Below are 23,366 nucleotides of genomic sequence, written 5' to 3'. Positions count from 1 at the left end.
CGTGAAAGGGCGGTGTCCTAGGCCGCTAGACGATGGGGGCCAGGACCACTTGGGATTCATTTCCCCGCTGTGGACCTATAAAACTATAGGGCCTGCTTCGGGAAAAACCAAAACGAGCCATCCTGCCCTGCGGTGGCAGCCCCGGAACCTCCTTTTTGCCCCACCCGCCGCGGGTAGAGTCGAATGCATGCCGATGGAGATGTCCCTGCCGGAATTCGAGGACGCGGTCAACGACGCGATCGACCAGATTCCGGAAGACATCATGCGCGAAATGAGCAACGTCGGCATCTTCGTCGAAGAGGAATACGTCCCGCAGCCGTGGGAGGACCCGCAGACGGAGTTACTGGGCATTTATGAAGGCACGCCGCTCACGGAGCGGGACCATTGGTGGGGTGCCGGGTCGATGCCAGACCGGATCGTGATCTTCCGCGGCCCCACCTTGCGGATGTGCTCCTCCCGGGAAGAAATAGTCCACGAGGTTCTGGTCACGGTGATCCACGAAGTCGCCCACCATTTCGGCATCGACGACGATCGCTTGCACGAGTTGGGCTGGGGCTAACCCCTCGGCTCCCCTCGCCCGCACTCTGCCGGCGCGATCAACTTCGCCTGCCCCTGGAACACCTCCCCCGGCACGGCTGCCCTGTCAGCGCGGGCTGCACGCCTGAACTGCCCGCGACACGCCGCTTCCCCACCAAAGCATTGAAATGACACTGATGTTGTTTATGTTACTCATGAGGTAAATGTTGCTTAAGTGATCAAAGGTGCATATTCTCAACGTGCTGTGTGAATGCAGTTCGGTCTAGTTGGGGTGCCCCGTTCGCACATTGACCGCTCTCGGCCCCAAGGCCGGCCGTCCCGAAAGGGCGCGCGCATTTGCTGCGCTCGTATTAAGGACCCGTTCGGATGAGGCTGCTTCCCTCGGGGCGTCCGGCCCCGCATCGATCGACGACGCCGGTGCGCGCCGTCGCGCTCTTCTCGGCTACCGCCCTGCTCGTCTGCGTCCCGGCACTGGCGCCGGCCGTCGCCGCTCCGGCCGGAGCGCTGCCGCAGGTGTCGTCAGTTCGAATGATGCTTCCGGCAGCGCCGGCACTTCCTTCCGGTGACGAGATCGACGATGCCAAGGGCGATGCAGCCGCCACCCAGGCACTGGTGGACCGGATCGAAGAGCAGCTGAAGGCGGCTTCGGGGAACCTGGCCAACGCCCAGTTCGACTCGATGCGATCGCAGAACACGTACAGCGAATCGCTGCTGAAGCAGCAAGAGCGGACCGCAGAGCTCGATGATGCCAAGGCGAAGGCCTCGCAGGCCGCCGAATACTTCGACTCAGTCAAGAACCAGGTGGGCCAGCTGGCTGGCGAGCTGTACCGAAACGGCGGGGTCAACCCCGCTTTGAGCGCGCTGCTGGACAGCAAAGACACCAGCGACGTGCTGTACAAGGCTTCCACTCTGGACGCCCTAACCGCTAACCGCTCACAGACCCTGACCGAATCCCAGCAGGCCGCCCAACTGTGGGCCGCCTGGGAGCTCTACGTCACGCAGGCCGAAGAGGCCGCCAAGGACGCCGCAGTAGCAGCGGAAGCTGCCGAGACTGACGCCAAGGCCGCCAGCGCAGCCCAGGAGCAGCTGGTGATCCGCTATGAGGAACAGCGACAGGCGCTCCTGGGGCATCTGGCGGAACTTCGCGGCACCAGCACCAGCGAAGAAGACGCACGCATCGCGGCCCTGGAGAAGGCCGAGCAGGACCGCCAACTCCAGGCGTTAGTCGAGCAGTCGGCGCAAGAGGCGGCCGCAGCCCAGCGGCCGGCCAGCAGCAACTCCACGGCACAAGGTTCCACGGTGGCGCCGGCCAGCGACGAAATTACGCCGTCCCGGCCCTCCACCCCGACGCCGTCCCGACCTTCCACGCCGTCGACATCCAGGCCTCCCACCCCGCCGGCGTCAACTCCATCGGCGCCCCGGCCTTCGACGCCGAGGCCGTCCACCCCCGTGCCGTCCGCTCCCGCCGCGCCCGTAACGCCCCGGCCAACTCCGCCGCCGGTTAAACCAAAGCCTCAACCCAAGCCGGAGCCCGAGGTCGTGGCACCTCCGCCCGTCGTGAATGCTCCCGCAGCAAACGGCGGCATCGCCGGCGCCGCCATCAGTTACGCGATGGCAAAGCAAGCCAACAAGAAGTCCTTTTACGACTGGGGTGGCAACGGACCGCTGGGCTACGACTGTTCCGGCCTGACACAGCAGGCATTCAGCAGCGCGGGGCGGTGGCTCCCGCGGACTGCACAGGCCCAACTCGACGACGCCCCATACCAGGTTCCACTCTCGCAACTGCAGCCCGGCGACTTGGTGTTCTGGGGAGAGCCGAAGGCCATCTGGCATGTAGCCATCTACATTGGCAATTGGCAGGTCGTGCATGCGCTGAATGAAACGGACGGCCTGACGGTGACGAACATCAGCTACATGTACGGGAAGCTGCACACCTCGGGGGCACGCTGGGCCGTCTAGGTCGACAACGGCTTATGGGTCGGGCCCGGGACCTTTTTGGTTCCGGGCCCGGCTTGTTAAGTGGTTACTGGCCTTCAGCGTCCGGGAGGGGACCGAAGTTCCGGCGGTCGTCCAGCCGGGGATCCTGCCGGTCCGGGACCACCATGACCGGCCCCTTGGCGTGGTGCAGCACGCCCTGGCTGGTAGAGCCGAGCAGCATGCCGGCGAAGCCGCCGCGGCCGCGCGTACCGACCACCAGCAGTTCGGCCGTACGGGAAGCGTCGATCAGAAGTTCCACCGGCGAGCCGTCCTGTACCTCGCCGATGACCCGCAAGCCCGGGAAGTGGCTCTTGATCCAGGCCACGCCGGCGTCGAGCTGCTCGCGGATGTCGGCGTAAAGCGCCTCCCGGTCCAGCGGCGCGGGCACCCACGCCAGCGAGCCGGTGAACGGCGGCAGCGCGCACACCAGCTTGAGCGGATAACCAAGCCGTTCCGCCTGCTCCGCTGCCACCAGGGTGGCGTTGCGTGCCTGCTCCGAGCCGTCGACGCCGACGACGACGACCTTCTCGATGTCCTCCGGCCGCACGGTCTGTTCCTTGGACCGTGGGACTTCAATGTCCAGGCCACCGAGCCGGGGTGCGCAGGCCAGCGGAATGGTCACGGTGGGGCAGTCAGCATGGGCAGGGACGGCGCTGCTGACCGAGCCGAGCAACCGGCCCATGAAGCCGCCGCGCCCGCGAGTGCCGACCACTATCAGTTCGGCCTGCTCGGAAAGCTCCAGCAGGACGCCGGCAGCGTCGCCGGTTTCCACCCTGGAGTCCACATCGAGGTTATAGCCAGCGATTTTCGCCACGGCCTCCTCCAGCACGGCTTCTGCACCTTCGCGGATCACGGAATCGTCCAGCGTGGCATAGCCGGCATCCATGCTTGAGGCAGCAAAGACCGGAACGGTATAGGCAGTCACGACATGCAGTGGAGTGCGGCGCCGCTGCGCCTCCTCAGCAGCCCAAACCAACGCACAGATGCTCTGGTCGGAGCCATCGACTCCGACGACGATGCCGCGTGGTGCGGCATCCTGTCCGGCGCTTCCGGCCATGCCTTCTGTCATTCGTTCCGCCTCCCTCAACGATGCGCGGGCATCCTCGCCAGCTATCTTCAGCTTACTCTGCAACAAAAGCCTTCTCAGTGGCCGGAAAGTTATGTAGGCTTCGATGAAATTACTGTTGAACAACAGTTTCACAAATGCGTTGCGGGCGGTCCGTTCGCCGTCCGAGGTTCTCCCTACCGTTCAAGGAGTCCGTGCAGTGAGTGGAGTTTCCACCCCAGAGGTTCCGACTGAGTACACCACCACGGTGGTCATCGGCTCCGGACTGCCCGGATTGGCGGTGGCCAGTGAACTGAGCCGCCGAGGCGTGTCCTCGATAGTCGTTGAGGGCCTGCTCTCGCAGCCGTCCGACCCCATCCGCCGGTCCGCGTTGCCCGACTCGTCGGTCCGCGGCGAACGCAATGACCTGCTGCGGTTGCTGCAGGCATACGCCGCGAGCCATGAGCTCGACATTCGGCGCAGCACCTTTGCCTGCGGAGTCAGCCGGACCTCCGGTAAGACTGCGCCGGCGCTGCAACTGGACCCGCACCCAGGAGCGCTGGAGGCACGCACGGCCCGCGTCCCGTCGATCAGCCGGGACAGCAAGCAGCGCTGGGTCATCCGCACCGAACGCGGGCTGCTGGTAGCCGATTCCGTAGTCCTGACCGGCTGTGCGCAGAACCAGATGCGGCGCCTGCTCCGCAGCTTGGGCATCGCGGCAGGGGAAAACGCGGCTGCCGTCCTGAACGCCATCGGCCTCTACCTGGTAGGCGTTGCAGACCTGCTGGCCCCCAGCACGCGGGAGATCATCCGGCAGGCTAAAGTGGCCGGAAACGCCATCGCCTCCTCCTGCCGCACTGCCGTCGCCTGACCCTCGGTAGCCGAGCGCCGCCGTCGCACGCCTCTGCACGCTGTAGGAGCGTAGAATTCTGGGGAAACTTCCAACTATGCCACTCACCTGTGGAGGACATTCCCCATGCCCGCAAAGGCAGCAGTAGCCGACAAGACTCCGGTGCTCGACCGTTACTTCGAGATCACCAAGCGCGGCTCCAATTATTCACGTGAAATCCGCGGCGGCCTGGCCACGTTCTTCGCAATGAGCTACATCGTGGTGCTGAACCCGCTGATCCTGGGCGGCGCCGATTCAACCGGAGCCATGCTCGGCGCCGAACGCGTCGCAGCGGTGACGGCCCTGGTGGCCGGCGTGCTGACGATTGCGATGGGCGCGTGGGCCAAGTACCCGTTCGCCCTGGCCACCGGTTTGGGCGTCAACGCCTTCGTCGCCATCACGGTTGCGACGAATCCTGGCTTGACCTGGCCGGACGTCATGGGCCTGGTGGTGCTCTCCGGTATCACCATGCTGATCCTGGTGCTGACCGGGTTCCGGACCGCGGTGTTCAACGCCGTGCCGCAAAGCCTCAAGACCGCCATTGTGGTGGGCATCGGCATGTTCATCGCCCTGATCGGCCTGGTCAACGCCGGCTTCATCCGCCGCATTCCGGACGCGGCGGGCACCACGGTTCCGGTGGGCCTCGGGTTCGAGGGCGTGCTGCTGGGCTGGCCGACGCTGGTCTTCATTTTCGGCCTGATCCTGACCATCGCCCTGGTGGTGCGCAAGGTCAAGGGCGGCATCCTGATCGGTGTGCTGTCCGCTACGGTGCTCGCGGTGATCATCGAAGCGGTGGCCAAGGTCGGGCCTTCGGTGGGCCCCGGTGGCTTCAACCCGCAGGGCTGGTCCCTGGTGGTGCCCGAACTGCCGAACGGCAACTGGGTGGGACTGCCCGACCTGAGCCTGATCGGCCAGGTGAGCGTTTTCGGCTCCTTCGGCACGCTGGGCTTCACGGCCGCTTCCCTGCTGGCCTTTGCGATCCTGCTGAGCATCTTCTTCGACGCTATGGGCACCATGGTGGGCCTGGCCAATGAGGCAGGGCTGACCGACAAGCAGGGCAACATTCCGCACGTGGACCGGGTGCTGATCGTCGACGCTGTGGGCGCTGTTGCCGGCGGCGCCGCATCGGTCTCTTCCAACCAGATCTACGTGGAATCCGGTGCAGGCATCGGCGAAGGCGCGCGCACCGGCCTGGCCAACGTCGTCACCGGGCTGCTGTTTCTGATGGCCATGTTCTTCACCCCGCTGATTTCGCTGGTGCCCTTCGAGGCAGTGGCGCCGGCGCTCGTCGTCGTTGGTTTCATGATGGTGTCCCAGGTGGGCAAGATCGATTGGTCCGACTGGGGCGTGGCCATCCCTGCGTTCCTGACCTTCACGCTGATGCCGTTCACGTATTCCATCGCCAACGGCCTGGGCGCGGGCTTCATCGCCTATGTGCTGGTGCGCACGTTCCAGGGCCGGGCCCGGGAGATCCACCCGCTGATGTGGGTCGTGGCCGCTGCCTTCGTGCTCTTCTTTGGCATCGGACCGATCGAACAGCTCATCGGCTTCCGCTGACCAGCCGCCTCTCCCCCTGAACAACGAAGGGACCGGTGCCGTCCCCCAACGGATGGGACCGGTGCCGTCCCCCAACGGATGGCACCGGTCCCTTCAATTTGCCCTGATCAGGGCTTGCCTTGGCCGGAGTCAGCCCGGCCCGGGGCTGCTTAGGCCCGGGTCTGCACCTCGGATCCGGTCTGGGCGGCGATGTCCGCGCGGTCCAGATCGCGCAGCGAGGCGCCCTTGGTTTCGCGTGCGAAGTACACGGCCACAATGGTGATGATTGACGCGACCACCAGGTAGAGGGCAACCGGCAGCCAGTGGCCAAAGTCCTTCAGCAGCGTGGAAGCGATGATGGGGGCAAGCGAGCCGGCGAAGATCGACGTCACCTGGTAGCCGAGCGAGACGCCGGAGTAGCGCATCCGGGTGGGGAACATCTCGGCCATGATGGCCGGCTGGCCTGCGTACATCAGACCGTGCACGGCAAGGCCCAGGAAGATCGCGGCCAGGATGATGATCGGGTTCTGCGTGTCGAACATCGGGAAGGCGACGAAGGCCCAGACGCCCGACAGCACGGCGCCGGCCATGTACACCGGCCGGCGGCCGAGGGTGTCCGACATCCGCCCGTAGAACGGGATCACCACGAAGTGGAAGGCGTGCGCCAGGATCAGCAGGCCCAGCACGGTGGTGACGTCGAAATCGTGCACGGTCTTCAGGTAGGTGATGGAGAACGCCACAACCACGTAGTAGATGATGTTCTCCGCCACGCGCAGGCCCATGGCGGTAAAGACACCGCGCGGGTACCGCTTCATTACTTCCACCACACCGTAGGAGGTGGACTTGACCTTGGCGGACTCTGCCTGCGCTTCCAGGAAGATCGGCGCCTCGGTGACCTTGGTGCGGATGTAGTAGCCCACGATCACGATCACTGCAGAGAGCCAGAAGGCAACGCGCCAGCCCCAGGCCTGGAATTCGGCCTCGGAGAGGATGCCGGACATGACCCACAGCACCACGGTGGCCAGCATGTTGCCCATCGGCACGCCGGCCTGCGGCCAGGAAGCCCAGAAGCCGCGCTTGGCGGCCGGGCTGTGCTCGGCAACCAGCAGCACTGCTCCGCCCCACTCGCCGCCGATGGCGAAGCCCTGGATGAATCGCAGGGCCACGAGCAGGCCGGGCGCCCAGTAACCGATCTGGTCGAACCCGGGCAGGCAGCCCATCAGGAAGGTGGCTGCGCCGATCAGGATGATGCTCAGCTGCAGCAGTTTCTTCCGGCCCACCTTGTCACCGAAGTGTCCGAACACGATGCCGCCCAGCGGCCGGGCGATGAAGCCGACGGCGAAGGTAACGAACGCTGCGATAATCGCGTCCAGTTCGGTGCCGGCATCCGGGAAGAACAGGGCGCCGAAAACCAGCGTTGCCGCCGTGGCGTAGAGGAAGAACTCGTACCATTCAACAACCGTGCCGGCCATGGAAGCCGTTACAACCTTGCGCAGGACCGACGGCGGCGACTCGTGCGAGGTGCCGGACCCGGGTCCGGTGGGGGTGGCGTGGGCGCTCATCTTTCTCCTTGCGTGGCGTGCGGATACTGCGGTGCCTGGCCGCCGGGATATTCCGGCCGCCTGTGAGTGAGGTCACAATACGACGAACCTGAGTATTCCCTGTAAATAGGTGTGCATCAATGGCAAACTTTGCACGTATATTCTGCAAAAATGCAGACATGACCTCCGCGCCTCCGCCCACCAATCCGGACGACCTCATCATTCTGCTCGCCGTTGCCCGCACCGGTAGGTACACCTCCGCGGCCGAAAACCTGGGCCTGAACCACACCACGGTCTCGCGTCGAATCACCGCCCTGGAGAAGGCCTTGGGCGGTCGACTGTTCTCCCGCGCGCCGGGAGGCTGGGAACTGACTGACCTCGGGCGCAAGGCGGCGGCGGTGGCCGAACGGATCGAGGAATCGCTGGCCGGTCTCAACCGCGCGCCAGAGGAAGCAGACCAACTGGCAGGCGTGGTGAGAATGTCCGCCACCGATGGTTTCAGCGCCTTCGTCGCCGCGCCGGCGATTGCCCGCCTGCAGCAGGACCACCCAAAGCTCAGCGTGGAGATCGTGACCGCCGCCCGGCGGGCGTCACAGCACCGCCCGGGTTTGGATTTCGAAGTGGTCGTCGGACGCCCGCAGGTCAACCGTGCGCGATCCATCCGGCTGGGCAGCTACGTCCTGGGCCTGTATGGCTCCCGCGAGTACCTGGCCAGACACGGCACGCCGGACAGCGTCCGCGCGGCGATGAATCACCCGCTGGTGTATTTCATCGACTCGATGCTGCAAGTGGACGACTTGGACGCCCCCCGCCGGTTGCTGCCGGCGATGGTGACCGCTCTCGGTTCCACCAATGTGTTTGTCCACGTGGAGGCCACCCGGGCAGGTGCCGGCCTCGGCCTGCTGCCGTGCTTCATGGCCAACCGGCATCCGGATCTGGTCCGCATCCTGCCGGAGGAACTGGAGGAGCGCCTGGGTTACTGGTTGGTGGCGCGCCCGGAGTCGCTGCGGCAGCCGGCCGTCGCCGCCGTCGTCGATGTGCTCAGGCGGGAGGCGCGTACCCGGGAGGCAGAGCTGATGGGACGGCCGGCAAAAGGTGGACAGGCAGCCGGTTAAGGGCGGCCAAACATCCGGTGAAAGGATTAATTAGACCGAGATGCCGGGTACTGGACCTAACTTGGGGGGATTAGGTTGTCAGCACCCGGCATCCGGCGCCGGATCAAGTCCGGCTGAGCAGACATAGCGCTCCAGCCACCATCCATAGTGTCGAAGCCGTTTTTTCTATGCCTGCCTCCGGAGAGCCAGCCGCAAGCGGCTCGCTCCCGGGCCTAGTACGGCCGCCGATCGGCCGTTCGCTTCCATCTTACAAACAATTTCGAGCCGAAGTCATAACGTTCCAGGAACGGCAGCTATTTGACCGGTTGGTCTTGCCTGATCGCCGATCCTCTGCAAAACTGCGCTGTTTTAGCCCCGTCCCACAGCTGTGCAGGCACTGCGCCCTGCAGCAGTTCGCGGACCAAGGCCGGGCCGGTCTCCAACGGCTCGTCGCTGGCGGCGATCACCACGTTTCCGTGCCGCCGGCCCTTGAACATCGGCGGGTCGGCGATCATCACCAGGTGCTCGAAAACCTCACCGATGGTCGCCGCCTCTTCGCGCACTCCAGTCAACTGGGGCGTATCGCCGCAGTTCACCAGATAGACGCCGCCGGGCGAGAGCACCCGCCGCACCGCGCGGGTGAATTCCAGCGTGGTCAGCCCCTCCGGGGTGGCACTGCCGGAGAAGACGTCGCGGATCAGCAGGTCCCTGCTGTCTTCGCTCAGCGATTCGGTCACCGCCCGGGCTTCGCCTACCCTGATCCGCACGAGCGGCGCCCGCGGGATGTCGAACCACCGCCGCACCAGATCGGCCAGCTTCGCATCAATCTCGACGACGACCTGCCGGGCCTGCGGATAGGCAGCCGCCAGATAGCGGGCCATCGAGCAGGCTCCGCCGCCTAGGTGCAGGACCCGCAGCTTTGCCCCCGGCGCCCAGCGGGACCCGATCAGCGCCGCCATCCAGCGCATGTATTCAAAGTCCAGGCGCAGCGGATCGCCGACCACCACGTGGGACGACTGCACGCCGTTGATCTTGAGCAGCCAGCTGTCCGCAGAATCCGGTTCCCGGATCAGCTCGGCCGTCCCGGAGGAGATTTCGTAGCGCCCTTCGGCCGGCCCAAGGGACGCCTCCGCCTCCCGGGACTGGTCGGCACGGGCACTCCGCCGCCCCATCGGCTACTTGACCAGAGCCAGTGCGAAACCGTCCCAGCCCTTGCCGCCAACGGTCTGGATCGCGGTGGCGTCCAGGCGCTCGTCGGAACCCAGCAGCGCCAGCGCATCGCGGGTGCCGCGGATGTCGCGGTCCTCGGTACTTCCGTCGCCGCCGCCGACCAGCACCTGTCCGGAGCGGACCACGTTGTCCACCACAATGAGGCTGCCCGGACGCGTCAGTTGCAGCGCCCACTCCACATAGTTCCGGTTGTTTTCCTTGTCCGCGTCAATGAACACCAGGTCGAAAGGCCCGGCGTTCCCGGCGGCCAACTGCGGCAGCGTTTCCAGCGCCGCACCCACCCGGATGCTGACCTTATCCGCCACGCCGGCGGCCTCCAGGTTCCGCTGGGCCACCTCGGCGTGGTGCGGCTCGTACTCGCAGCTGACCACTTCGCCGCCGTCCGGCACTCCGCGGGCCAGCCAGATGGTGCTGTAGCCGCCGAGCGTACCGATCTCCAGCACCTTGCTCGCGCCGGTCAACTTGGCCAGCAGCATCAGCAGCTTCCCCTGCGGCGCGCTGACCTCGATGGCCGGCAGGCCCTCCCGCGCGGCACCCTCCCTGGCGGAGACCTGGGACTGGTCCTCGCCCACCAAGGTGACGGTCAGGTAATCCTCGACGGCGGTCCACTCCGCCACGGGGTCGGCGGCCGAGGCGTCCGGCCGGGCCGTCACTGCTGCTCCCGCTCGGTGATGGCGGCCTCCAGCCGGTCCACCTTCCCGGTGAGCTCTCCGTAATAGCCCGGACGGATGTCTGCCTTGAGCACCAGCGAGACCCGTGATCCGTACCGGCCCACGGCTTCGGTGGCGCGCTTGACCACGTCCATGACCTCGTCCCATTCGCCCTCGATGGTGGTGAACATGGCGTCGGTCCTGTTCGGCAGGCCCGATTCCCGGACAACCCGGACGGCCTCGGCGACGGCGTCGTGCACCGAGGCGTCGTGCGGTGCGGGACCGGCCGTGGGAACGCCGGAGGGTGCAACAGAGAAGGCTACAAGCATGGCTTCAGTCTTCCACAGGGCCACGACCAACGACAGGCCCACCGTCACCTGCCGCAATCGGCGGGGCGCCAGGCTCACGCTGGAGAGTGATGGAGGATACATGCATATACATGGAAATAATGTGCCTGCCGGGCTACGGTGACAGGAGGACCACAAGCCCTACTGCTCCGGCAGACGCCACGGAGCGGAACGAAACGCAGCCCAAGGAGATCCCATGAAAGCCTGGCAGTTCACCAATACCCACGAGCCCCTCGTACTGGCCGACGTCGACGAGCCAACAGCCGCCCCTGGCGGTGTGGTCGTTGACATCAAGTCCGCCGGCTTGTGCCACTCCGACGTCGGCATGCTCGAAGACGAGGGCTGGCTCTCCACCCTGGCCAAGCGCCCCATCACGCTCGGCCACGAAGTCGCCGGGGTGATCGCCGAGGTCGGCGACGGCGTGACCGACTGGAAGGTCGGGGACCGTGTCGGATTCTGCCCCACCACCCCGGCGGGTGCTCCCGGCTACGCGTTCGACGGCGGCTTCTCCTTCAAGGCAGCGATTGACCAGCAGGCACTGGTCCGCATTCCGGACAATGTCAGCTTCTCGCAGGGTGCAGCCGGCACCGATGCCGGCATGACCAGCCACCACGCAGTGATCGCCAACGGCCAGGTGAAGGCCGGCGACAAGGTCGGCATCATCGGCTTCGGCGGCCTCGGCTCGATTGGCGCCCGGGTTGCCGTGCTGGCCGGCGCCGAGGTCTACATCGCCGAAGTCAACGAGACGATCTGGGACCAGGCCAAGGAAATCGGCGCCAAGGACGTGGCCAAGTCCATCGCCGAGTTCAAGGAAATCGGCCTGGACGTCATCGTGGACTTCGCCGGCTTCGGCACCACCACCGCCGAGGCCATCGAGACGGTCCGCCGCGGCGGCCGCGTGGTCCAGGTGGGCATGGGCCGGCTCGAGTCGACCATCAGCACCAAGGCCCTGATTCTGTCCGAGGTCACCCTGGTCGGCTCACAGGGCGGCACTAAGGAAGACGTGCAAGGCGTCTACGACTACTTCGCCACCGGCAAGCTCAACCCGACCGTCACCGAGATCACCTTCGACGAGATCCCGGAAGGCCTCGAGAAACTCAAGAAGGGCGAAGTCGTTGGCCGGCTGGTCGCCAAGATTGCTGACTGACTCCTGATAAGCAGGACGGACGACGGCGGTGCGCACCGCCGTCGTCCGTCCTGCTTTAAAGGGTGAGGAGACCGTGCGGCTATCCCCAACCGGCCAGCCGCAGCAGGGCGGCCGCGACGGCTCCGGCAATGACCACCACCAGGAAGGGCGCCCGCAGCAGCAGCGCGGCGGCGGCGGCCAGCAGGGCCCCGAGCCGGGCGTCGAACACCAACTGCTGGCCTGTGGAGAAGGCGTTGACCACCGTCAGCGACGCGAGCAGCCCAATGGTCATGGTGGCGGCGACGCGTGACATCCGCTGGTTTTTCATCCACTTGGCCGGCACCAGATAGCCGGCCAGTTTCGTCAGGTAGGAAATCACGCAGGCGGCGAGGATCCAGATCCACAGGGTCACGGGGCTTCCTTTCCGTCTGCGCTCTCGGCGGGACCGCCGTCGTGCCGGGTGGGAGCGCCGTCCTGCCCCATGGCGCGAAGTTCCGACTCGGCGAACGTGTGGGCGCAGTCGTGCTCGGCGTACGGTGCGTCGTAGGGCTCGATGTCCGGAGCCATCCCGGCCGGAACGGGCTTGTGCGTGAACCACCCGATGGCCGCGGCTACGGCTGCCGCCACCAGGATGGGCACGCCGCTGGGCACGAACGGCACGGCCAGCAGGGTGGCCAGGGCACACACCACGGCGATGGCAGCCGGCTCTTTGCCTTTCAACCGCGGCCAGAGCAGGGCCAGGAAGGCGGCGACTGCGGCCCCGTCCAGCCCCCACTGCTTCGGATCCCCCATGGCGTTGCCAGCGAGCGCACCCACCAGCGTGAAAACATTCCAGAGCAGGAATATGCCCACGCCGGCAGTCCAGAAACCGCGCCGCTGCTCGCCGGGATCCTCCTGGCCGGACGCGGTGGCGGTTGATTCGTCGATGGTGACGTGGGCAGCCAGCGGGCGCCGCCAGCGGCGCGGAGAAACGAGCGCATTCATCTGCATGCCGTAGATGCCGTTGCGGATGCCCAGCAAGGCGGAAGCAGTCATCGCGGCCAGTCCGGTTCCGCCGCCGCCGATGACTCCGATGAACGCGAACTGCGAGCCGCCGCTGAACAGCAGCAGGCTCAGCGCCATGGTCTGCCAGAGGTCCAGTCCGGATGCCACAGACAGCGCGCCGAAGGAGATCCCGTACAGCCCGGTGGCGACGGATATGGACAGCCCCACCTTCACGGCCGGGGACTGGAGAAACTTCACTCATCTACAGTAGCCGGGCACGCGGGTGCGGTGTCGGCCCTGGCGGGGTTCCGCCGCCGTCGGGCAGGGCAGAGCAGGGAGAGGGGTGGGCGGTCTACACCGCGTCCTGCGCGTGGCCGTTGATCGCGTCCGCCGCCCGGATCAAGGCCAGGTGCGAGAACGCCTGCGGGAAGTTGCCCGTCATCCGCTTGTTCACGGTGTCGTACTCTTCTGCCATCAGCCCCAGCTCGTTCGCGTAGCCCACCAGCCGGTCCATCAGATCGCGAGCATCGCCGATCCGCCCGGAGCGGGCGTACTGTTCCACCAGCCAGAAACAGCAGGCCAGGAAGGGGTGTTCGCCCGGCGCCAGCCCGTCCATTCCGGAGTCGGTCCGGTAGCGCAGGATCAGCCCGTCCGCATCCACCAGCTCCTGCTCCAGCCGGGCCACGGTACCGAGCATCAGGTCGTCGTCGTACTTCAAAAAGCCCACCTGCGGCAGCACCAGCAGCGACGCGTCCACTTCGGTGGTGTCGTAGGCCTGCGTGAAGGAGTTGATCTCCCGGTTGAAGCCGCGCTTCATGACCTCCTCGCGCAGCCGGTCCCGCAGTTCCGCCCACCGCACGGCCTTGCCGTCCAGCCCGTGCTCCCGGACCGCCCGGACGCCGCGGTCGAAGGCCGCCCACATCATCACCCGGGAGTGCGTGAAATATCGCCGGGGACCACGCATCTCCCAGATGCCCTGGTCCGGCTCGTCAATGTGCTTCTCGATGTAGTGCAGCATGGCCTTCTGGAGCGGCCAGGAGAAGTGGTCCTCGGTGCCGCCCAAGTTGCGCAGCTTCTCCAGCGCCACCATGACCTCGCCGATCACGTCCGCCTGGTACTGGCACACCGCGCCGTTGCCCACCCGGACCGGTGCGGAGTTCTCATAACCTGGCAGGTGCTCGATGATGCGCTCTGGGAGATCGCGTTCTCCGGCCACGCCGTACATGATCTGCAGGTCTTCCGGGTCGCCGGCGACCGCGCGCAGCAGCCAGTTGCGCCATTGCAGGGCCTCGGTCTCATAGCCGTGGGTCATCATCGATTCCAGCGTCAGCGCGGCATCGCGGAGCCAGACGTACCGGTAGTCCCAGTTCCGCTCCCCGCCGAAGGACTCCGGTAGCGAGGTGGTCGGCGCGGCAACGATTCCTCCAGTGGTCTCGTGCGTCATGGCACGCAGCACCAACAGCGAGCGCTTGACTATGGGGTGGTAGTCGCCCTGCGGCGGGAACCGCGAGCACCAGTTCTGCCAGAAGTTCACCGTCTCGTCCAGTGCGGCATCGACGTCGATCATCGGCGGGACCGTTTGGTGGGAGGGAAACCAGCACAGCTCGTAGTCGACCTTCTCGCCGGCCCTGATGGTGAATTCGCCCCGGTGCCGGCGTTCCGTGGCGCGCGGCAGGTCATTCCCGTGCAGCACCAGCGCATCCGGCCCGGCGATCGCGACAATCGACTCCTTCCCGGTCTGCTCGTCCTTGACCCGGTTCACCCACGGCACCACGTCCCCGTAGTGGAACCGCATGATCAGCTCCTGCCGGATCTTCATCTCCCCAGACAGGCCCTCGACCCGGCGCACCAACGACGCCCTGCGGTCGCCCACCGGCATGAACTCGGTGATCAACGCTTCGCCTGTGCTGCTCTTCCACCGGGTCTGCAGCACAAACGTGGACACAATGTAGGACCGCCCAACGACGACGGCGTGCGGCTCGCCTTCGCCTGCGGCGGCGCTTGGCGGACGGTGATTGCGTGCGGTCTGCGGGTGGACCGGCGCCGAGACCGCGCCGCCGTCGTGCATGGCGTCCGTTGTGGTGGACTGCCCGGATCCCGAGCCGGCCGCCGATTCGGCCGTGGCGCTGGTGGCGGCTCCGGAGGCCCCGGCCTCGGCAGTGCCGGCGGCGTCGCCGGATTGTCCTGCGTCGCCGTCCGCATCGCCGCGTTGCGCGGCTTCGCGGGCCGCGCGGCCTGTCCCGGCGGCTTTCTTGGCCTGCTGCGTGGCGGACGGCCGGTGGCTCCCAGGGTCGGAGGAGACTGCTTCGTCTTGTTCCCGGATGGAGACCGGGTGCTGGCTCCCCTGCACTTCCGCCGGGTTGTTGCTCTGTTCGCCTCCCTGGCCCGCGCCCATCGGCGCCCCGGTCTGGGGACGCGCTCCGTCCGGGGCCAGCAGCCAGCGGCCGTGTCCGGGGCCGCCCAGGAGCGCGGAGAAGACGGAGGGCGAGTCGAAGCGGGGCAGACAGAGCCAGTCCATGCTTCCGGACCGGGACACCAACACTCCCGTGTGCAGATCCGATATGAGTGCATAATCCTCAATGGGAGATGCCATGCACCAAATAAACCACAAAGGCCATGGTTGCGGCAGTGGCCTTGGGCTGCTTGTTCTTACGGCGGTCGCGGTGGGCTAGACGCCGGCTGTCTCAAGTTGCCGGCGGACCTCGGCCGGGCGGTTGGTCGTGATCTCGCCGAAGCCCAAGTCACGGCACAGCTCCACGTCCTGCGGATCGTCGACCGTCCAGACACGGAACTGCACGCCGGCATCCAGCCAGCGGCGGACCAGCGGCAGGTGCGAGCGCACGTAGTCCACGCCAGGTCCGGCCAGGCCAACGCGGTGCTCCTCGATCAGCCCTTCGCCTTCGGACAACGCGCGCCGCAACAGTCCCGCCACGGCGCCGACAGTCAGCTCGCCCATCATGAGGCTGGCCTTGAGTTCCTCGGCGTCGATGTCATCAAGCAACTGGCAGAGATACTCGCCTGGCATGTTGTCGGCCAGGTACTTCACCGCGTCGGGGTGGAAGCTCATGAAGCTCATCTGAATGTTGTCCAGCCGGGAGGTGTCCGGGTCCCAGCCCTCTGCCATCAGGTACTTGAGCAGTTCGTCTTCCAGCTCCTGCCCGTACGGACTGGGGTGTTTGAGCTCCACGGCCAGGCCCAGCGGCCGTCCGGCCCCGCGGATCAGGTCCACCAGGTCGTCGAGGGTGACCAGTTGGTCCGCGGTGCCGCCGTATTCGGGCGGAATCGGCACGCCCTTCCACGAACTGACGTCCAGCTGCAGCAGCTCATCCAGCGTGTGATCGGAAACGTTGCCGGTGCCGTTGGAGGTGCGGTCCAGCGTGAAGTCATGGAAGCAGACCAGCCGGCGGTCCTTGGTCAGGTGGATGTCGCACTCGATCCCGTCAGCGCCGTCGGCAATTGCCTGCAAATAGGCGGCACGGGTGTTCTCCGCATACTGCTCGCTGGAACCGCGGTGAGCGTAGATCCTCTGGTCCATGAATTCACCGTACGCGATGACCGGACCACCGGGACCGCCGTAGGGTTGACTGAAGGGTGAACGATCGATGATCGTTCGGCGATTCGGCTTCGGAGGCAACATGGGCACTCAGACGGGCGGCGGCGTCGCACCTGACACGGCGGACGAACGGACGGACGGGCCGAGGAGCGAGTACGCAGGAAACATCACCGGGAGCGGGTCCCACGGCGGAAGCCGGACCGCTGTGCTGCCGGACAGCGTCCGGGCCGCGGCCCTGCGCAGGATGAAGTTGCTGGCCACCGGACTGCTGGTGGTGCTGGCCTTGGTGTTCATGGTGTCCTTTGCCCTGCAGGAAAGCTACCCGTGGCTGCGCTACGTCCGGGCTGCGGCCGAAGGCGGCATGGTGGGCGCACTGGCGGACTGGTTCGCGGTCACCGCGCTGTTCAAGCATCCGATGGGACTGAAGATCCCCCATACGGCCATCATTCCGCGCCGCAAAGACCAGATTGGAGCGAGCCTGGGCCAGTTCGTGGAGGAGAATTTCCTGGCCGAGGACGTGGTCAAGGCCAAGATCGCCTCGCTCGGCATTACTGCCAAGGCCGGGCTCTGGCTGGAACGGCCGGAGAACACCGAGCGGGTCGCCCGCGAGGGAGCCACCGCCATCCGCGGGGCCCTGCAGGTGCTCAACGACGAGGACGTGCAGGAACTGATCGAGTCACTGGCCCGCCGGCACCTGCTGAATCCGCCGTGGGGTCCGCCGCTGGGTCGGCTGGCCGAGCATCTGCTGCGCGACGGCCACCACCTGAAGCTGGTGGACCTGTTGCTGGACCGCGCTGCCGACTGGGTGCTGGACAACCAGGAGACCGTGGCCCGGTTGGTCTCCGACCGCTCGCCGACCTGGGTGCCGCAGTTCGTGGATTCATTGGTCGGCGACAAGGTCCACTTGGAGCTGTACAAGTTCATCCTTGCGGTACAGGCCGATCCGGACCATCCGATGCGCCGGCAGCTGGACACTTATCTCAACTCCCTGGCCCAGGACCTGCAGCACGATCCAGAGATGATGGCGCGGGTCGAAGCGATCAAGCACAATGCGCTGGGCGATCCGGAAGTGCGGGCGCTGGCGACACGCACCTGGGAGACACTGAAGTCCTCGCTGCTGGAGGCGGTGGAGGATCCGCAGAGTGAGCTGAGCCTGGCGTTCAAGCGGGCGGTGGCGGACTTCGGCCACCGGTTGGCGACCGACGCGGAGCTGGCGGCCAAAATCGACGGCTGGATCGAGGAGTCAGCCGGGTATTTGGTCCGGACCTACCGTTCGCAAATCGCCAGCGTGATCACCGAGACGGTGGAGCGCTGGGACGCCCAGGAGACGTCCCGCAAGATCGAGCTGCAAGTGGGCCGGGATCTGCAGTTCATCCGGATCAATGGCACCGTGGTCGGCTCGCTGGCCGGGCTGGCGATCTTCACGCTGGCCACCGCGGTGTTCGGATAGCTGGGGGCCGGCCGGAGTCAGCCGGTCCAGAAGAAGCGGATGCGCTGGCCGGGCCGGGCCTGGCCGAGCAGCGGCAGGTCCGCCGGTGCCACCACGGCCGGCACCGGATAGCCGCCGGTCACCGGGTGGTCGGCCAGGAACACGGTGGGCAGCCCCGACGGCGGAATCTGCACTGCGCCGGTGACCATCCCCTCGCTGGGCAGTTCGCCGTCGACCACCCGCTGCAGCGGCCGCCCCAGCAGCCGCAGTCCCACGCGGTTGCTGTCGGCACTCACCGACCAGTTCCCCAGCGCCAAGCGTTGCCGAATGTCCGGGGCGAACCAGTCCAGCCGCGGACCGGGCTGCAACCGCACTGCCACCGTTCCAGCGGGCGGCAGCGGCACCGGAACCCACGGGGGCTCAAGTCCGGCGCCGCTGCCCGGCCTGCGAGCGCCGACCCGCAGCACGTCGCCGTCCTGTAATCGCGCCGGGCCCATGCCGGAGAGCAGATCGGTGGCCGCCGACCCCATCAGCGTCTCGGCCTCGATGCCTCCGGCCACCGCCAGGTAGTAGCGCAGTCCGGACGTGGCGACGGCGATTTCCAGGCGCTGGCCCGCCGTGATCCGGAACGGGCGGTATCGCTCTTGGCTACTTCCCGCGACCGACGCCGCGCCGAAGGCACCGGTCAGCGCAACCACGGCGTCGTCGTCGAATTGCAGAACCGCCCCGCCCAGCAGCAACTCCAGGCCGGCCGCGGATTCCGGGTTGCCCACCAGCCGGTTGGCTGCGCGCAGGGCCCGGGCGTCCAGCGCCCCGGACGGGCCCACACCGATGGCAGCATGGCCCGGTCGGCCGAGGTCCTGCACCAGCAGTTCCGGCCCGGCCTTGAGCACGGTAATCATCGGCTACACCGCCCTAAAGCGCACGCGCGTTCCCGGCACGATCAGCGCCGGCTGCTCCCGCGCGGCGTCCCACACCCGCGCATCGGTCCTGCCGATCAGCTGCCAGCCGCCGGGCGACGACGACGGGTAGACGCCGCTGAACTCGCCTGCCAGGCCCACGGAGCCGGCGGGTACCCGGGTCCGCGGCTCAGCCAGCCGCGGCACCTGGAGCGGATTCTCCGGTGCCACCAGGTAGGCGAATCCGGGCGCGAAGCCGGTGAATGCGGCCGTCCATTCGCACTGCTGATGCCGCCGGACCACCTCGGCGTCGCTCACGCCCAGCAGCCGTGCGACCTCCGGCAGGTCCTGGCCCGAGTAGTCCACCTCGAGCGTGACGATCTCCCCGGGGTCTGCGGCGCTGCTTGCTTCGGCGTCGTGCGGTGCCGTTTGTTCCAGCCATTGGCGGACGACGGCGGTGCTCGCCGGGGCGGCGAACGTCACCAGGATGGTGCGGGCAGCGGGAACCAGCTCGGTTACCCCGGGCGGCGGCGAGGCCGAGAGCGCAGTGTAGTGTGCCAGGACGTCGTCGAGGGTGGTGAATTCGGCCAGCAGCGCGCCGTCGCCGAAGGGCAGGATCCGCACCCTACCGTCCAGCGGCCGGGGCGGCGGCATCGGTGAAGGGACGGAGGCTGATGCCCGCTGCCGCGAGCCGCTGCCGGACCAACCGCGCCATGGCCACTGCGCCGGGGGTATCGCCATGGACGCAGAGCGAATCGGCCGCATCGTTCAGGGCGAATTCCACCGCGCGGTCGGCGATCTCTTCCAGGTCTTCCAGCAGGTCGCCCGGCTCGCCGCGCGGAATCAGCGTGCCGTCGCCGCGGTAGCCGCGGTCCACGAAGGCCTCCCGGAAGACAGGCAGCCCTGCACCGGCGGCCAGTTCGAGCACCGCGGATCCGGGCAGCCCCAGGATGGGAAGCTGCGGGTCAAAAGCGCCGACGGCTTCCACCACCGCCGCGGCCTGGCTGCGGTCGTGGACTATCCGGTTGTAGAGGGCGCCGTGCGGCTTCACGTAGGCAATGGCGGTCCCTGCGCTGCGGCCGATTCGGTCGAGGGCAGCCAGTTGGGACGCCACGTCGGCAATCAGTTCGGCCGGAGAGACGTCCATGGACCGTCGGCCGAACCCCGCCCGGTCCTGGTAGGAAACGTGCGCGCCCACCGCCACCCGGTTCTCGGCAGCACGGCGGCAGCTCGCCAGCATGGTCTCGTCGTCGCCGGCGTGGTAGCCGCAGGCGATGTTGGCGCTGGTGATCAGCGGGAACATCGCAGCGTCGTCGCCCATCAGCCGGCCGTCGACCGATTCGCCGAGGTCGCTGTTGAGGTCGATCCCCGGCCGGTCACTCATCGTCCACCGACTCCGCGATGGCTTTTTGCCCCTTACGCTTCCGTACCGGGAGTTTCTCCAGCACCTTGGCAGTCAGTCGCCCTGACGCCGCCGGGAGCTTGCCCAGCCGGTACCGGTTTTCGACCAGGTCCTCCACCAGTGACATCGGCAGCACCAGCGGCGGTTCGCCGAAGGCGGTCTTGGTGGCGCGGATGACGCGCCGACCCATCACGTGGTTGCCGGCCCCGCCGACCGCCGCACCAATACCGAACGGGATGGCACGACCGAGCAATGCCGTGCCCTGCTTGGCCACCAATCTGGACAGGAAGCGCTTCTGCAGGCTGTCCAGCAAGGAACTGACCATTCCGGAGGGCATGCTGCTACCCACGGCGTTCCCCCAGGCGCGGGCTGGATTCCCGCCGCGGCCGCCGACCTGTCCGGCGAACTCCTTGATCAGCGAGCTCCCCTCCTCGCCCATCAAGACGCCCATCACCATTGCCTGCGAGCGCTCGGGGTTTTCAGTATCAATGCCGTGCAGCTCGGCGATTGACTGGGCGAAGAGCGCCGTGGATTCCAGGAAGCCGATAGTGGCCACCGCGGAAAGGCCGAGTGTGGCCACTGTGCCTACACCGGGCATGACGGCTGTGGCCCCTACCGCCGTACCGCCGCTGGTCACGGCTATCAGGTAGTTCTTCTCCAGCGTCGCGGCCAGCTCCGCCGGCGTGGCGTCCGGATACTTGCGCCGCAGCCGATCCAGGTTGGCCAGCACCAGCGGACGCTGGACGTCCAGGGCCCGCATGAAGGCAGTCGTCGTGCCAGGCTTCGGGTTGCCCTGCTTGTCGAAGGCCGCATCCGTAGCCACCCGTATAGCTGGATTGATCTTCCGTCCTTTGGCCACAAAACCTCCTGGAGACTCTCAGCACCGCAATGCTGTTCCGGTCTTAAGCGTAAATCACAGCTTCCGGGACGATTCCGCAAACAGCAAGTATGCTGACAATTGCACCGCGTACTTCCTGTCCGACGGCCCGCAGCAGCACTTGCTGCGCCGGCCGCCCAATACAAAAGGAGTTGCAGGCTATGAGAATCGGATCATCAATTGCGTTGATTGCCATCGGCGCCATCCTTGCCTTCGCTGTTGCGGACGTCGTGGATTTCGTCGACCTGACGCTGATCGGCTGGATCCTCATGGGGGTCGGCCTACTGGGCCTCATCATTTCGATTGTCATGGCCATTCCGCGCGGCGACCACCGCGTGACTGAGAGCCGCCAGGTGCAGGACCCGAACACCGGCGAAACCATCCGTCGTGACGAAACCCGGGGCAGCCTGTAGGCCAACCTTTTCGAGCCAACGGCGAGGGCCGACGGCGCGGCCACGGAAGTCGGAGCGGGCGGCGCGGCCACGGAAGTCTGAGCGGGCGGCGTGGGCCGCGGGGGTCAGCGCGGCTTCTTGCTCCCCAGCGCGACCAGCGAGAGCACGATGCCCGCCCCACAGATGAGTGTGGCGATGTACGCCAGGGCCGGCGTGCCGCTGGCTGCGCCCAAGGCCAGGCTGAGCGGCAGCCAGAGCACGGCCCAGCCGAGCACGGCGAACAACGGCGCATAGCGTTCGCCCCGGGCCGTCCACCGGTACGCAAAAATCGCCAGCACCACGACGGTGAGCGCGCCGGCCAGGGAAATCACGGCAAGGGCGCCGCCCGCGTCCGGCTCGTCCCGCGCCCCGGTGGCGAAAGCGGTCAGAGCGTTCACGGCCATCACGATGACGCCGGCCGCAATGGCCAGCAGCAGAACGTTGCCTGCCTGGATTACCAGCATGCGGCGCACATCAGGTCTCACGCTGCTTCCTCCCTGCAGGTCCGGCGCCCATGGGTGCAGCCCACGGGACCAGGGTGACTGGTCCGACCACCCTACAGAAGGCAATGCCCTAGTGGCTGCACTGCGTAGCTTGAGTGCCCAGTGCATGCGGTGCCGCTGTATGCAGGTGCCCCATAGAGAGCAGTGCCCCGGCGGAACATGTCCGTCCGGGGCACTGCGTGTGGCACTGCGCGGGTATTACCAGCGCACCTTCTTCTCCGGCGGCCCCTGCCGGCCACTGGCGTGCTTCGGCTTGTGGCTGTTGCCGATGCTGTGCCAGCCGGGCAGATCGCCGGCTTTCGCGCCCCGTGGGGACGCCAACTTGGCCTGTTGCTCAGCGGTCAGCTTGGCTGCTGCAGCCGGAGCTAGGTGGATGGTCGGTGCACTGAGTTCTGCGGGCTTCGGCGCCCGCGGATCAATATCAGTCATGGCTCTCCTTCGCTATTCTCGTCGAGCCTGCTGAAGACTTTTCCGCCGGATCAGCGTTCATGGCGAAGACGCCAAAAAACCGGATCAAATCCGGGAAGCGGAGGTGGATTCAGGGAACCACTCGCGAGGTAGAGCCTCAGCAAGCATTGTTTTCGGTTGTCGGTTTGACCGGTCCAGGACCTGGTTACTCGAAAATCAGAATTCCCATGGCGCACAGCCTAACAGCGTTGCTTGGCATCCGGTAGATTCAAACAAAGGACGGCGACAAGGGGGCACCATGTCCGCATCACAGTTCGACCAGCGGTATGACTCGATCTACCAGCGGGGCGGTGAAGCCCGTGAAGCGGCACGAGCGGGCGGCCGGTCCGCCACCACCAGCCCGGCATTCCGGACCGCAGCTGTAGAGCCTTCCGCCGACGTCGCCGCCCAGTCCACCGACATTGCCGAGGTCATTCCACCGGGTGCTGCGCCACAGGTCCAGTTGGAAGGCGCTCCCGCTGCGCGCCGGAAAATCAATCCCTACCTGGTGGCGCTTTGGTTGCTGGGCTTGGCGCTCTCCGCCTTCGGAGCGTGGTGGTCGGTCGCGCCGTACGTAATCGAGATGCAAGCCACCGCGCCGACCAGCCCGTTCGGACCGCCATGGTATTTCATGTTGTCCTCTGTGGCACCCAACGTGCTGGTCGCAGGCCTGGTCACCATCGCCGGTGTGCTCACCCTGCATGCGGTCGGCTGGATGCGCCGGCACGGCTAAGCGGCAGCTAAACGGCGGCACGGCTATGCGACGCGGGCCGATCCGGGCGGCCGCGGGCATCCACTGCTCAGCAGGCGCCCTTTCCATGCGGGAAAAGGGCGCCTGCTGAGCAGTCGTTGGGACGGGTTGCCGCAGC

General features: G+C 66.8%; 24 protein-coding genes. 9 read left to right on the top strand and 15 right to left on the bottom strand.

Annotated elements, in window-relative coordinates:
• Positions 1–187: 187 nt before the first annotated feature.
• A complete protein-coding gene (locus AC5RW2_RS34385; RefSeq protein ID WP_493963528.1) occupies positions 188–559 on the top strand; it encodes a metallopeptidase family protein in 372 nt (123 codons plus the stop codon).
• A 344-nt stretch (positions 560–903) separates the two neighbouring features.
• On the top strand, positions 904–2,496 hold the full coding sequence (locus AC5RW2_RS34380) for a C40 family peptidase (RefSeq protein ID WP_493963529.1): 1,593 nt from the start codon (positions 904–906) through the stop codon (positions 2,494–2,496).
• Positions 2,497–2,560: 64 nt separating this feature from the next.
• Here the strand turns inward: AC5RW2_RS34380 and AC5RW2_RS34375 are convergent, their stop codons facing one another.
• On the bottom strand, positions 2,561–3,583 hold the full coding sequence (locus tag AC5RW2_RS34375; protein ID WP_493952542.1) for a universal stress protein: 1,023 nt from the start codon (positions 3,581–3,583) through the stop codon (positions 2,561–2,563).
• Between the two features lie 196 nt (positions 3,584–3,779).
• Here AC5RW2_RS34375 and AC5RW2_RS34370 point away from each other — a divergent pair, with 196 nt between their 5' ends.
• Both AC5RW2_RS34370 and AC5RW2_RS34365 read left to right on the top strand, forming a co-directional pair.
• Positions 3,780–4,430, top strand: coding sequence for an FAD-binding protein (locus AC5RW2_RS34370; protein ID WP_493952541.1), 651 nt, complete (start codon positions 3,780–3,782; stop codon positions 4,428–4,430).
• A 105-nt stretch (positions 4,431–4,535) separates the two neighbouring features.
• Positions 4,536–6,005, top strand: coding sequence for an NCS2 family permease (locus AC5RW2_RS34365; protein ID WP_493963530.1), 1,470 nt, complete (start codon positions 4,536–4,538; stop codon positions 6,003–6,005).
• A gap of 149 nt (positions 6,006–6,154) precedes the next feature.
• Here the strand turns inward: AC5RW2_RS34365 and AC5RW2_RS34360 are convergent, their stop codons facing one another.
• Positions 6,155–7,546, bottom strand: coding sequence for an MFS transporter (locus AC5RW2_RS34360; protein WP_493963531.1), 1,392 nt, complete (start codon positions 7,544–7,546; stop codon positions 6,155–6,157).
• Between the two features lie 158 nt (positions 7,547–7,704).
• On the opposite strand from AC5RW2_RS34360, the gene AC5RW2_RS34355 reads away from it, so the two are divergent.
• Positions 7,705–8,640 (top strand): LysR family transcriptional regulator, encoded by a 936-nt coding sequence (locus AC5RW2_RS34355; protein WP_493963532.1) that lies wholly within the window; start codon positions 7,705–7,707, stop codon positions 8,638–8,640.
• A 293-nt stretch (positions 8,641–8,933) separates the two neighbouring features.
• Here the strand turns inward: AC5RW2_RS34355 and AC5RW2_RS34350 are convergent, their stop codons facing one another.
• Genes AC5RW2_RS34350 through AC5RW2_RS34340 form a run of 3 tightly spaced genes read right to left on the bottom strand, consistent with a single transcriptional unit; the run spans position 8,934 to position 10,828 of the window.
• Complete coding sequence (locus tag AC5RW2_RS34350) at positions 8,934–9,791, bottom strand: spermidine synthase (RefSeq protein WP_493963533.1); 858 nt, start codon at positions 9,789–9,791, stop codon at positions 8,934–8,936.
• Between the two features lie 3 nt (positions 9,792–9,794).
• On the bottom strand, positions 9,795–10,502 hold the full coding sequence (locus tag AC5RW2_RS34345) for an O-methyltransferase (RefSeq protein ID WP_493963534.1): 708 nt from the start codon (positions 10,500–10,502) through the stop codon (positions 9,795–9,797).
• Positions 10,499–10,828, bottom strand: a complete 330-nt coding sequence (locus AC5RW2_RS34340) for a thiamine-binding protein (RefSeq protein WP_493952533.1) — start codon at positions 10,826–10,828, stop codon at positions 10,499–10,501. The genes AC5RW2_RS34345 and AC5RW2_RS34340 overlap by 4 nt, the downstream gene beginning before the upstream one ends.
• 214 nt (positions 10,829–11,042) lie before the next feature.
• On the opposite strand from AC5RW2_RS34340, the gene AC5RW2_RS34335 reads away from it, so the two are divergent.
• Entirely contained in the window at positions 11,043–11,993 is a 951-nt protein-coding gene (locus tag AC5RW2_RS34335) for a zinc-binding dehydrogenase (RefSeq protein WP_493963535.1), read from the top strand.
• 79 nt (positions 11,994–12,072) lie between these two features.
• On the opposite strand, the gene AC5RW2_RS34330 is transcribed toward AC5RW2_RS34335, so the two are convergent.
• The 4 genes from AC5RW2_RS34330 to AC5RW2_RS34315 all read right to left on the bottom strand — a co-directional run bounded on the left by AC5RW2_RS34330 (position 12,073) and on the right by AC5RW2_RS34315 (position 16,491).
• Complete coding sequence (locus AC5RW2_RS34330; RefSeq protein WP_493963536.1) at positions 12,073–12,384, bottom strand: AzlD domain-containing protein; 312 nt, start codon at positions 12,382–12,384, stop codon at positions 12,073–12,075.
• On the bottom strand, positions 12,381–13,214 hold the full coding sequence (locus tag AC5RW2_RS34325; RefSeq protein ID WP_493963537.1) for an AzlC family ABC transporter permease: 834 nt from the start codon (positions 13,212–13,214) through the stop codon (positions 12,381–12,383). Before AC5RW2_RS34325 ends, AC5RW2_RS34330 begins: the two co-directional genes overlap by 4 nt.
• Before the next feature lie 94 nt (positions 13,215–13,308).
• Positions 13,309–15,567, bottom strand: a complete 2,259-nt coding sequence (locus tag AC5RW2_RS34320; RefSeq protein WP_493963538.1) for a glycoside hydrolase family 15 protein — start codon at positions 15,565–15,567, stop codon at positions 13,309–13,311.
• Between the two features lie 57 nt (positions 15,568–15,624).
• Positions 15,625–16,491: a glycerophosphodiester phosphodiesterase family protein gene (locus AC5RW2_RS34315; protein WP_493963539.1), complete on the bottom strand. Its 867-nt coding sequence runs from the start codon at positions 16,489–16,491 to the stop codon at positions 15,625–15,627.
• A gap of 262 nt (positions 16,492–16,753) precedes the next feature.
• Here AC5RW2_RS34315 and AC5RW2_RS34310 point away from each other — a divergent pair, with 262 nt between their 5' ends.
• Positions 16,754–17,959, top strand: coding sequence for a DUF445 domain-containing protein (locus tag AC5RW2_RS34310; protein ID WP_493963799.1), 1,206 nt, complete (start codon positions 16,754–16,756; stop codon positions 17,957–17,959).
• Between the two features lie 17 nt (positions 17,960–17,976).
• Here AC5RW2_RS34310 and AC5RW2_RS34305 read toward each other — a convergent pair whose 3' ends face one another.
• Genes AC5RW2_RS34305 through AC5RW2_RS34290 form a run of 4 tightly spaced genes read right to left on the bottom strand, consistent with a single transcriptional unit; the run spans position 17,977 to position 21,098 of the window.
• Positions 17,977–18,840: a 5-oxoprolinase subunit C family protein gene (locus AC5RW2_RS34305; RefSeq protein WP_493963540.1), complete on the bottom strand. Its 864-nt coding sequence runs from the start codon at positions 18,838–18,840 to the stop codon at positions 17,977–17,979.
• Positions 18,841–18,843: 3 nt separating this feature from the next.
• Positions 18,844–19,461, bottom strand: coding sequence for a 5-oxoprolinase subunit B family protein (locus AC5RW2_RS34300; protein WP_493963541.1), 618 nt, complete (start codon positions 19,459–19,461; stop codon positions 18,844–18,846).
• Position 19,462: 1 nt separating this feature from the next.
• A complete protein-coding gene (locus tag AC5RW2_RS34295) occupies positions 19,463–20,221 on the bottom strand; it encodes a LamB/YcsF family protein (RefSeq protein ID WP_493963542.1) in 759 nt (252 codons plus the stop codon).
• Positions 20,214–21,098, bottom strand: coding sequence for a hypothetical protein (locus AC5RW2_RS34290; protein ID WP_493963543.1), 885 nt, complete (start codon positions 21,096–21,098; stop codon positions 20,214–20,216). Before AC5RW2_RS34290 ends, AC5RW2_RS34295 begins: the two co-directional genes overlap by 8 nt.
• A 179-nt stretch (positions 21,099–21,277) precedes the next feature.
• Here AC5RW2_RS34290 and AC5RW2_RS34285 point away from each other — a divergent pair, with 179 nt between their 5' ends.
• Positions 21,278–21,529, top strand: a complete 252-nt coding sequence (locus AC5RW2_RS34285; RefSeq protein ID WP_493963544.1) for a DUF6458 family protein — start codon at positions 21,278–21,280, stop codon at positions 21,527–21,529.
• 104 nt (positions 21,530–21,633) lie between these two features.
• Here the strand turns inward: AC5RW2_RS34285 and AC5RW2_RS34280 are convergent, their stop codons facing one another.
• Positions 21,634–22,032, bottom strand: coding sequence for a hypothetical protein (locus tag AC5RW2_RS34280; protein ID WP_493952523.1), 399 nt, complete (start codon positions 22,030–22,032; stop codon positions 21,634–21,636).
• Positions 22,033–22,248: 216 nt separating this feature from the next.
• Complete coding sequence (locus AC5RW2_RS34275; protein ID WP_493952522.1) at positions 22,249–22,479, bottom strand: hypothetical protein; 231 nt, start codon at positions 22,477–22,479, stop codon at positions 22,249–22,251.
• Positions 22,480–22,756: 277 nt separating this feature from the next.
• Here AC5RW2_RS34275 and AC5RW2_RS34270 point away from each other — a divergent pair, with 277 nt between their 5' ends.
• On the top strand, positions 22,757–23,230 hold the full coding sequence (locus AC5RW2_RS34270; protein ID WP_493963545.1) for a hypothetical protein: 474 nt from the start codon (positions 22,757–22,759) through the stop codon (positions 23,228–23,230).
• Positions 23,231–23,366: the final 136 nt, after the last annotated feature.

It is taken from the genome of Arthrobacter sp. B0316-1-20, from assembly GCF_059091865.1.
The sequence above is the reverse complement of the archived record's forward strand: the minus strand, read 5'-3'. Positions and strand labels throughout refer to the sequence as shown.

What these genes read in the sequence shown, in the direction of transcription:
- AC5RW2_RS34385 (WP_493963528.1), top strand. Translation starts at nt 188, where the DNA reads ATGCCGATGGAGATGTCCCTGCCGGAATTCGAGGACGCGGTCAACGAC.
- AC5RW2_RS34380 (WP_493963529.1), top strand. Translation starts at nt 904, where the DNA reads ATGAGGCTGCTTCCCTCGGGGCGTCCGGCCCCGCATCGATCGACGACG.
- AC5RW2_RS34375 (WP_493952542.1), bottom strand. Translation starts at nt 3,583, where the DNA reads ATGACAGAAGGCATGGCCGGAAGCGCCGGACAGGATGCCGCACCACGC.
- AC5RW2_RS34365 (WP_493963530.1), top strand. Translation starts at nt 4,536, where the DNA reads ATGCCCGCAAAGGCAGCAGTAGCCGACAAGACTCCGGTGCTCGACCGT.
- AC5RW2_RS34360 (WP_493963531.1), bottom strand. Translation starts at nt 7,546, where the DNA reads ATGAGCGCCCACGCCACCCCCACCGGACCCGGGTCCGGCACCTCGCAC.
- AC5RW2_RS34355 (WP_493963532.1), top strand. Translation starts at nt 7,705, where the DNA reads ATGACCTCCGCGCCTCCGCCCACCAATCCGGACGACCTCATCATTCTG.
- AC5RW2_RS34350 (WP_493963533.1), bottom strand. Translation starts at nt 9,791, where the DNA reads ATGGGGCGGCGGAGTGCCCGTGCCGACCAGTCCCGGGAGGCGGAGGCG.
- AC5RW2_RS34340 (WP_493952533.1), bottom strand. Translation starts at nt 10,828, where the DNA reads ATGCTTGTAGCCTTCTCTGTTGCACCCTCCGGCGTTCCCACGGCCGGT.
- AC5RW2_RS34335 (WP_493963535.1), top strand. Translation starts at nt 11,043, where the DNA reads ATGAAAGCCTGGCAGTTCACCAATACCCACGAGCCCCTCGTACTGGCC.
- AC5RW2_RS34315 (WP_493963539.1), bottom strand. Translation starts at nt 16,491, where the DNA reads ATGGACCAGAGGATCTACGCTCACCGCGGTTCCAGCGAGCAGTATGCG.
- AC5RW2_RS34310 (WP_493963799.1), top strand. Translation starts at nt 16,754, where the DNA reads ATGAAGTTGCTGGCCACCGGACTGCTGGTGGTGCTGGCCTTGGTGTTC.
- AC5RW2_RS34305 (WP_493963540.1), bottom strand. Translation starts at nt 18,840, where the DNA reads ATGATTACCGTGCTCAAGGCCGGGCCGGAACTGCTGGTGCAGGACCTC.
- AC5RW2_RS34295 (WP_493963542.1), bottom strand. Translation starts at nt 20,221, where the DNA reads ATGAGTGACCGGCCGGGGATCGACCTCAACAGCGACCTCGGCGAATCG.
- AC5RW2_RS34285 (WP_493963544.1), top strand. Translation starts at nt 21,278, where the DNA reads ATGAGAATCGGATCATCAATTGCGTTGATTGCCATCGGCGCCATCCTT.
- AC5RW2_RS34275 (WP_493952522.1), bottom strand. Translation starts at nt 22,479, where the DNA reads ATGACTGATATTGATCCGCGGGCGCCGAAGCCCGCAGAACTCAGTGCA.
- AC5RW2_RS34270 (WP_493963545.1), top strand. Translation starts at nt 22,757, where the DNA reads ATGTCCGCATCACAGTTCGACCAGCGGTATGACTCGATCTACCAGCGG.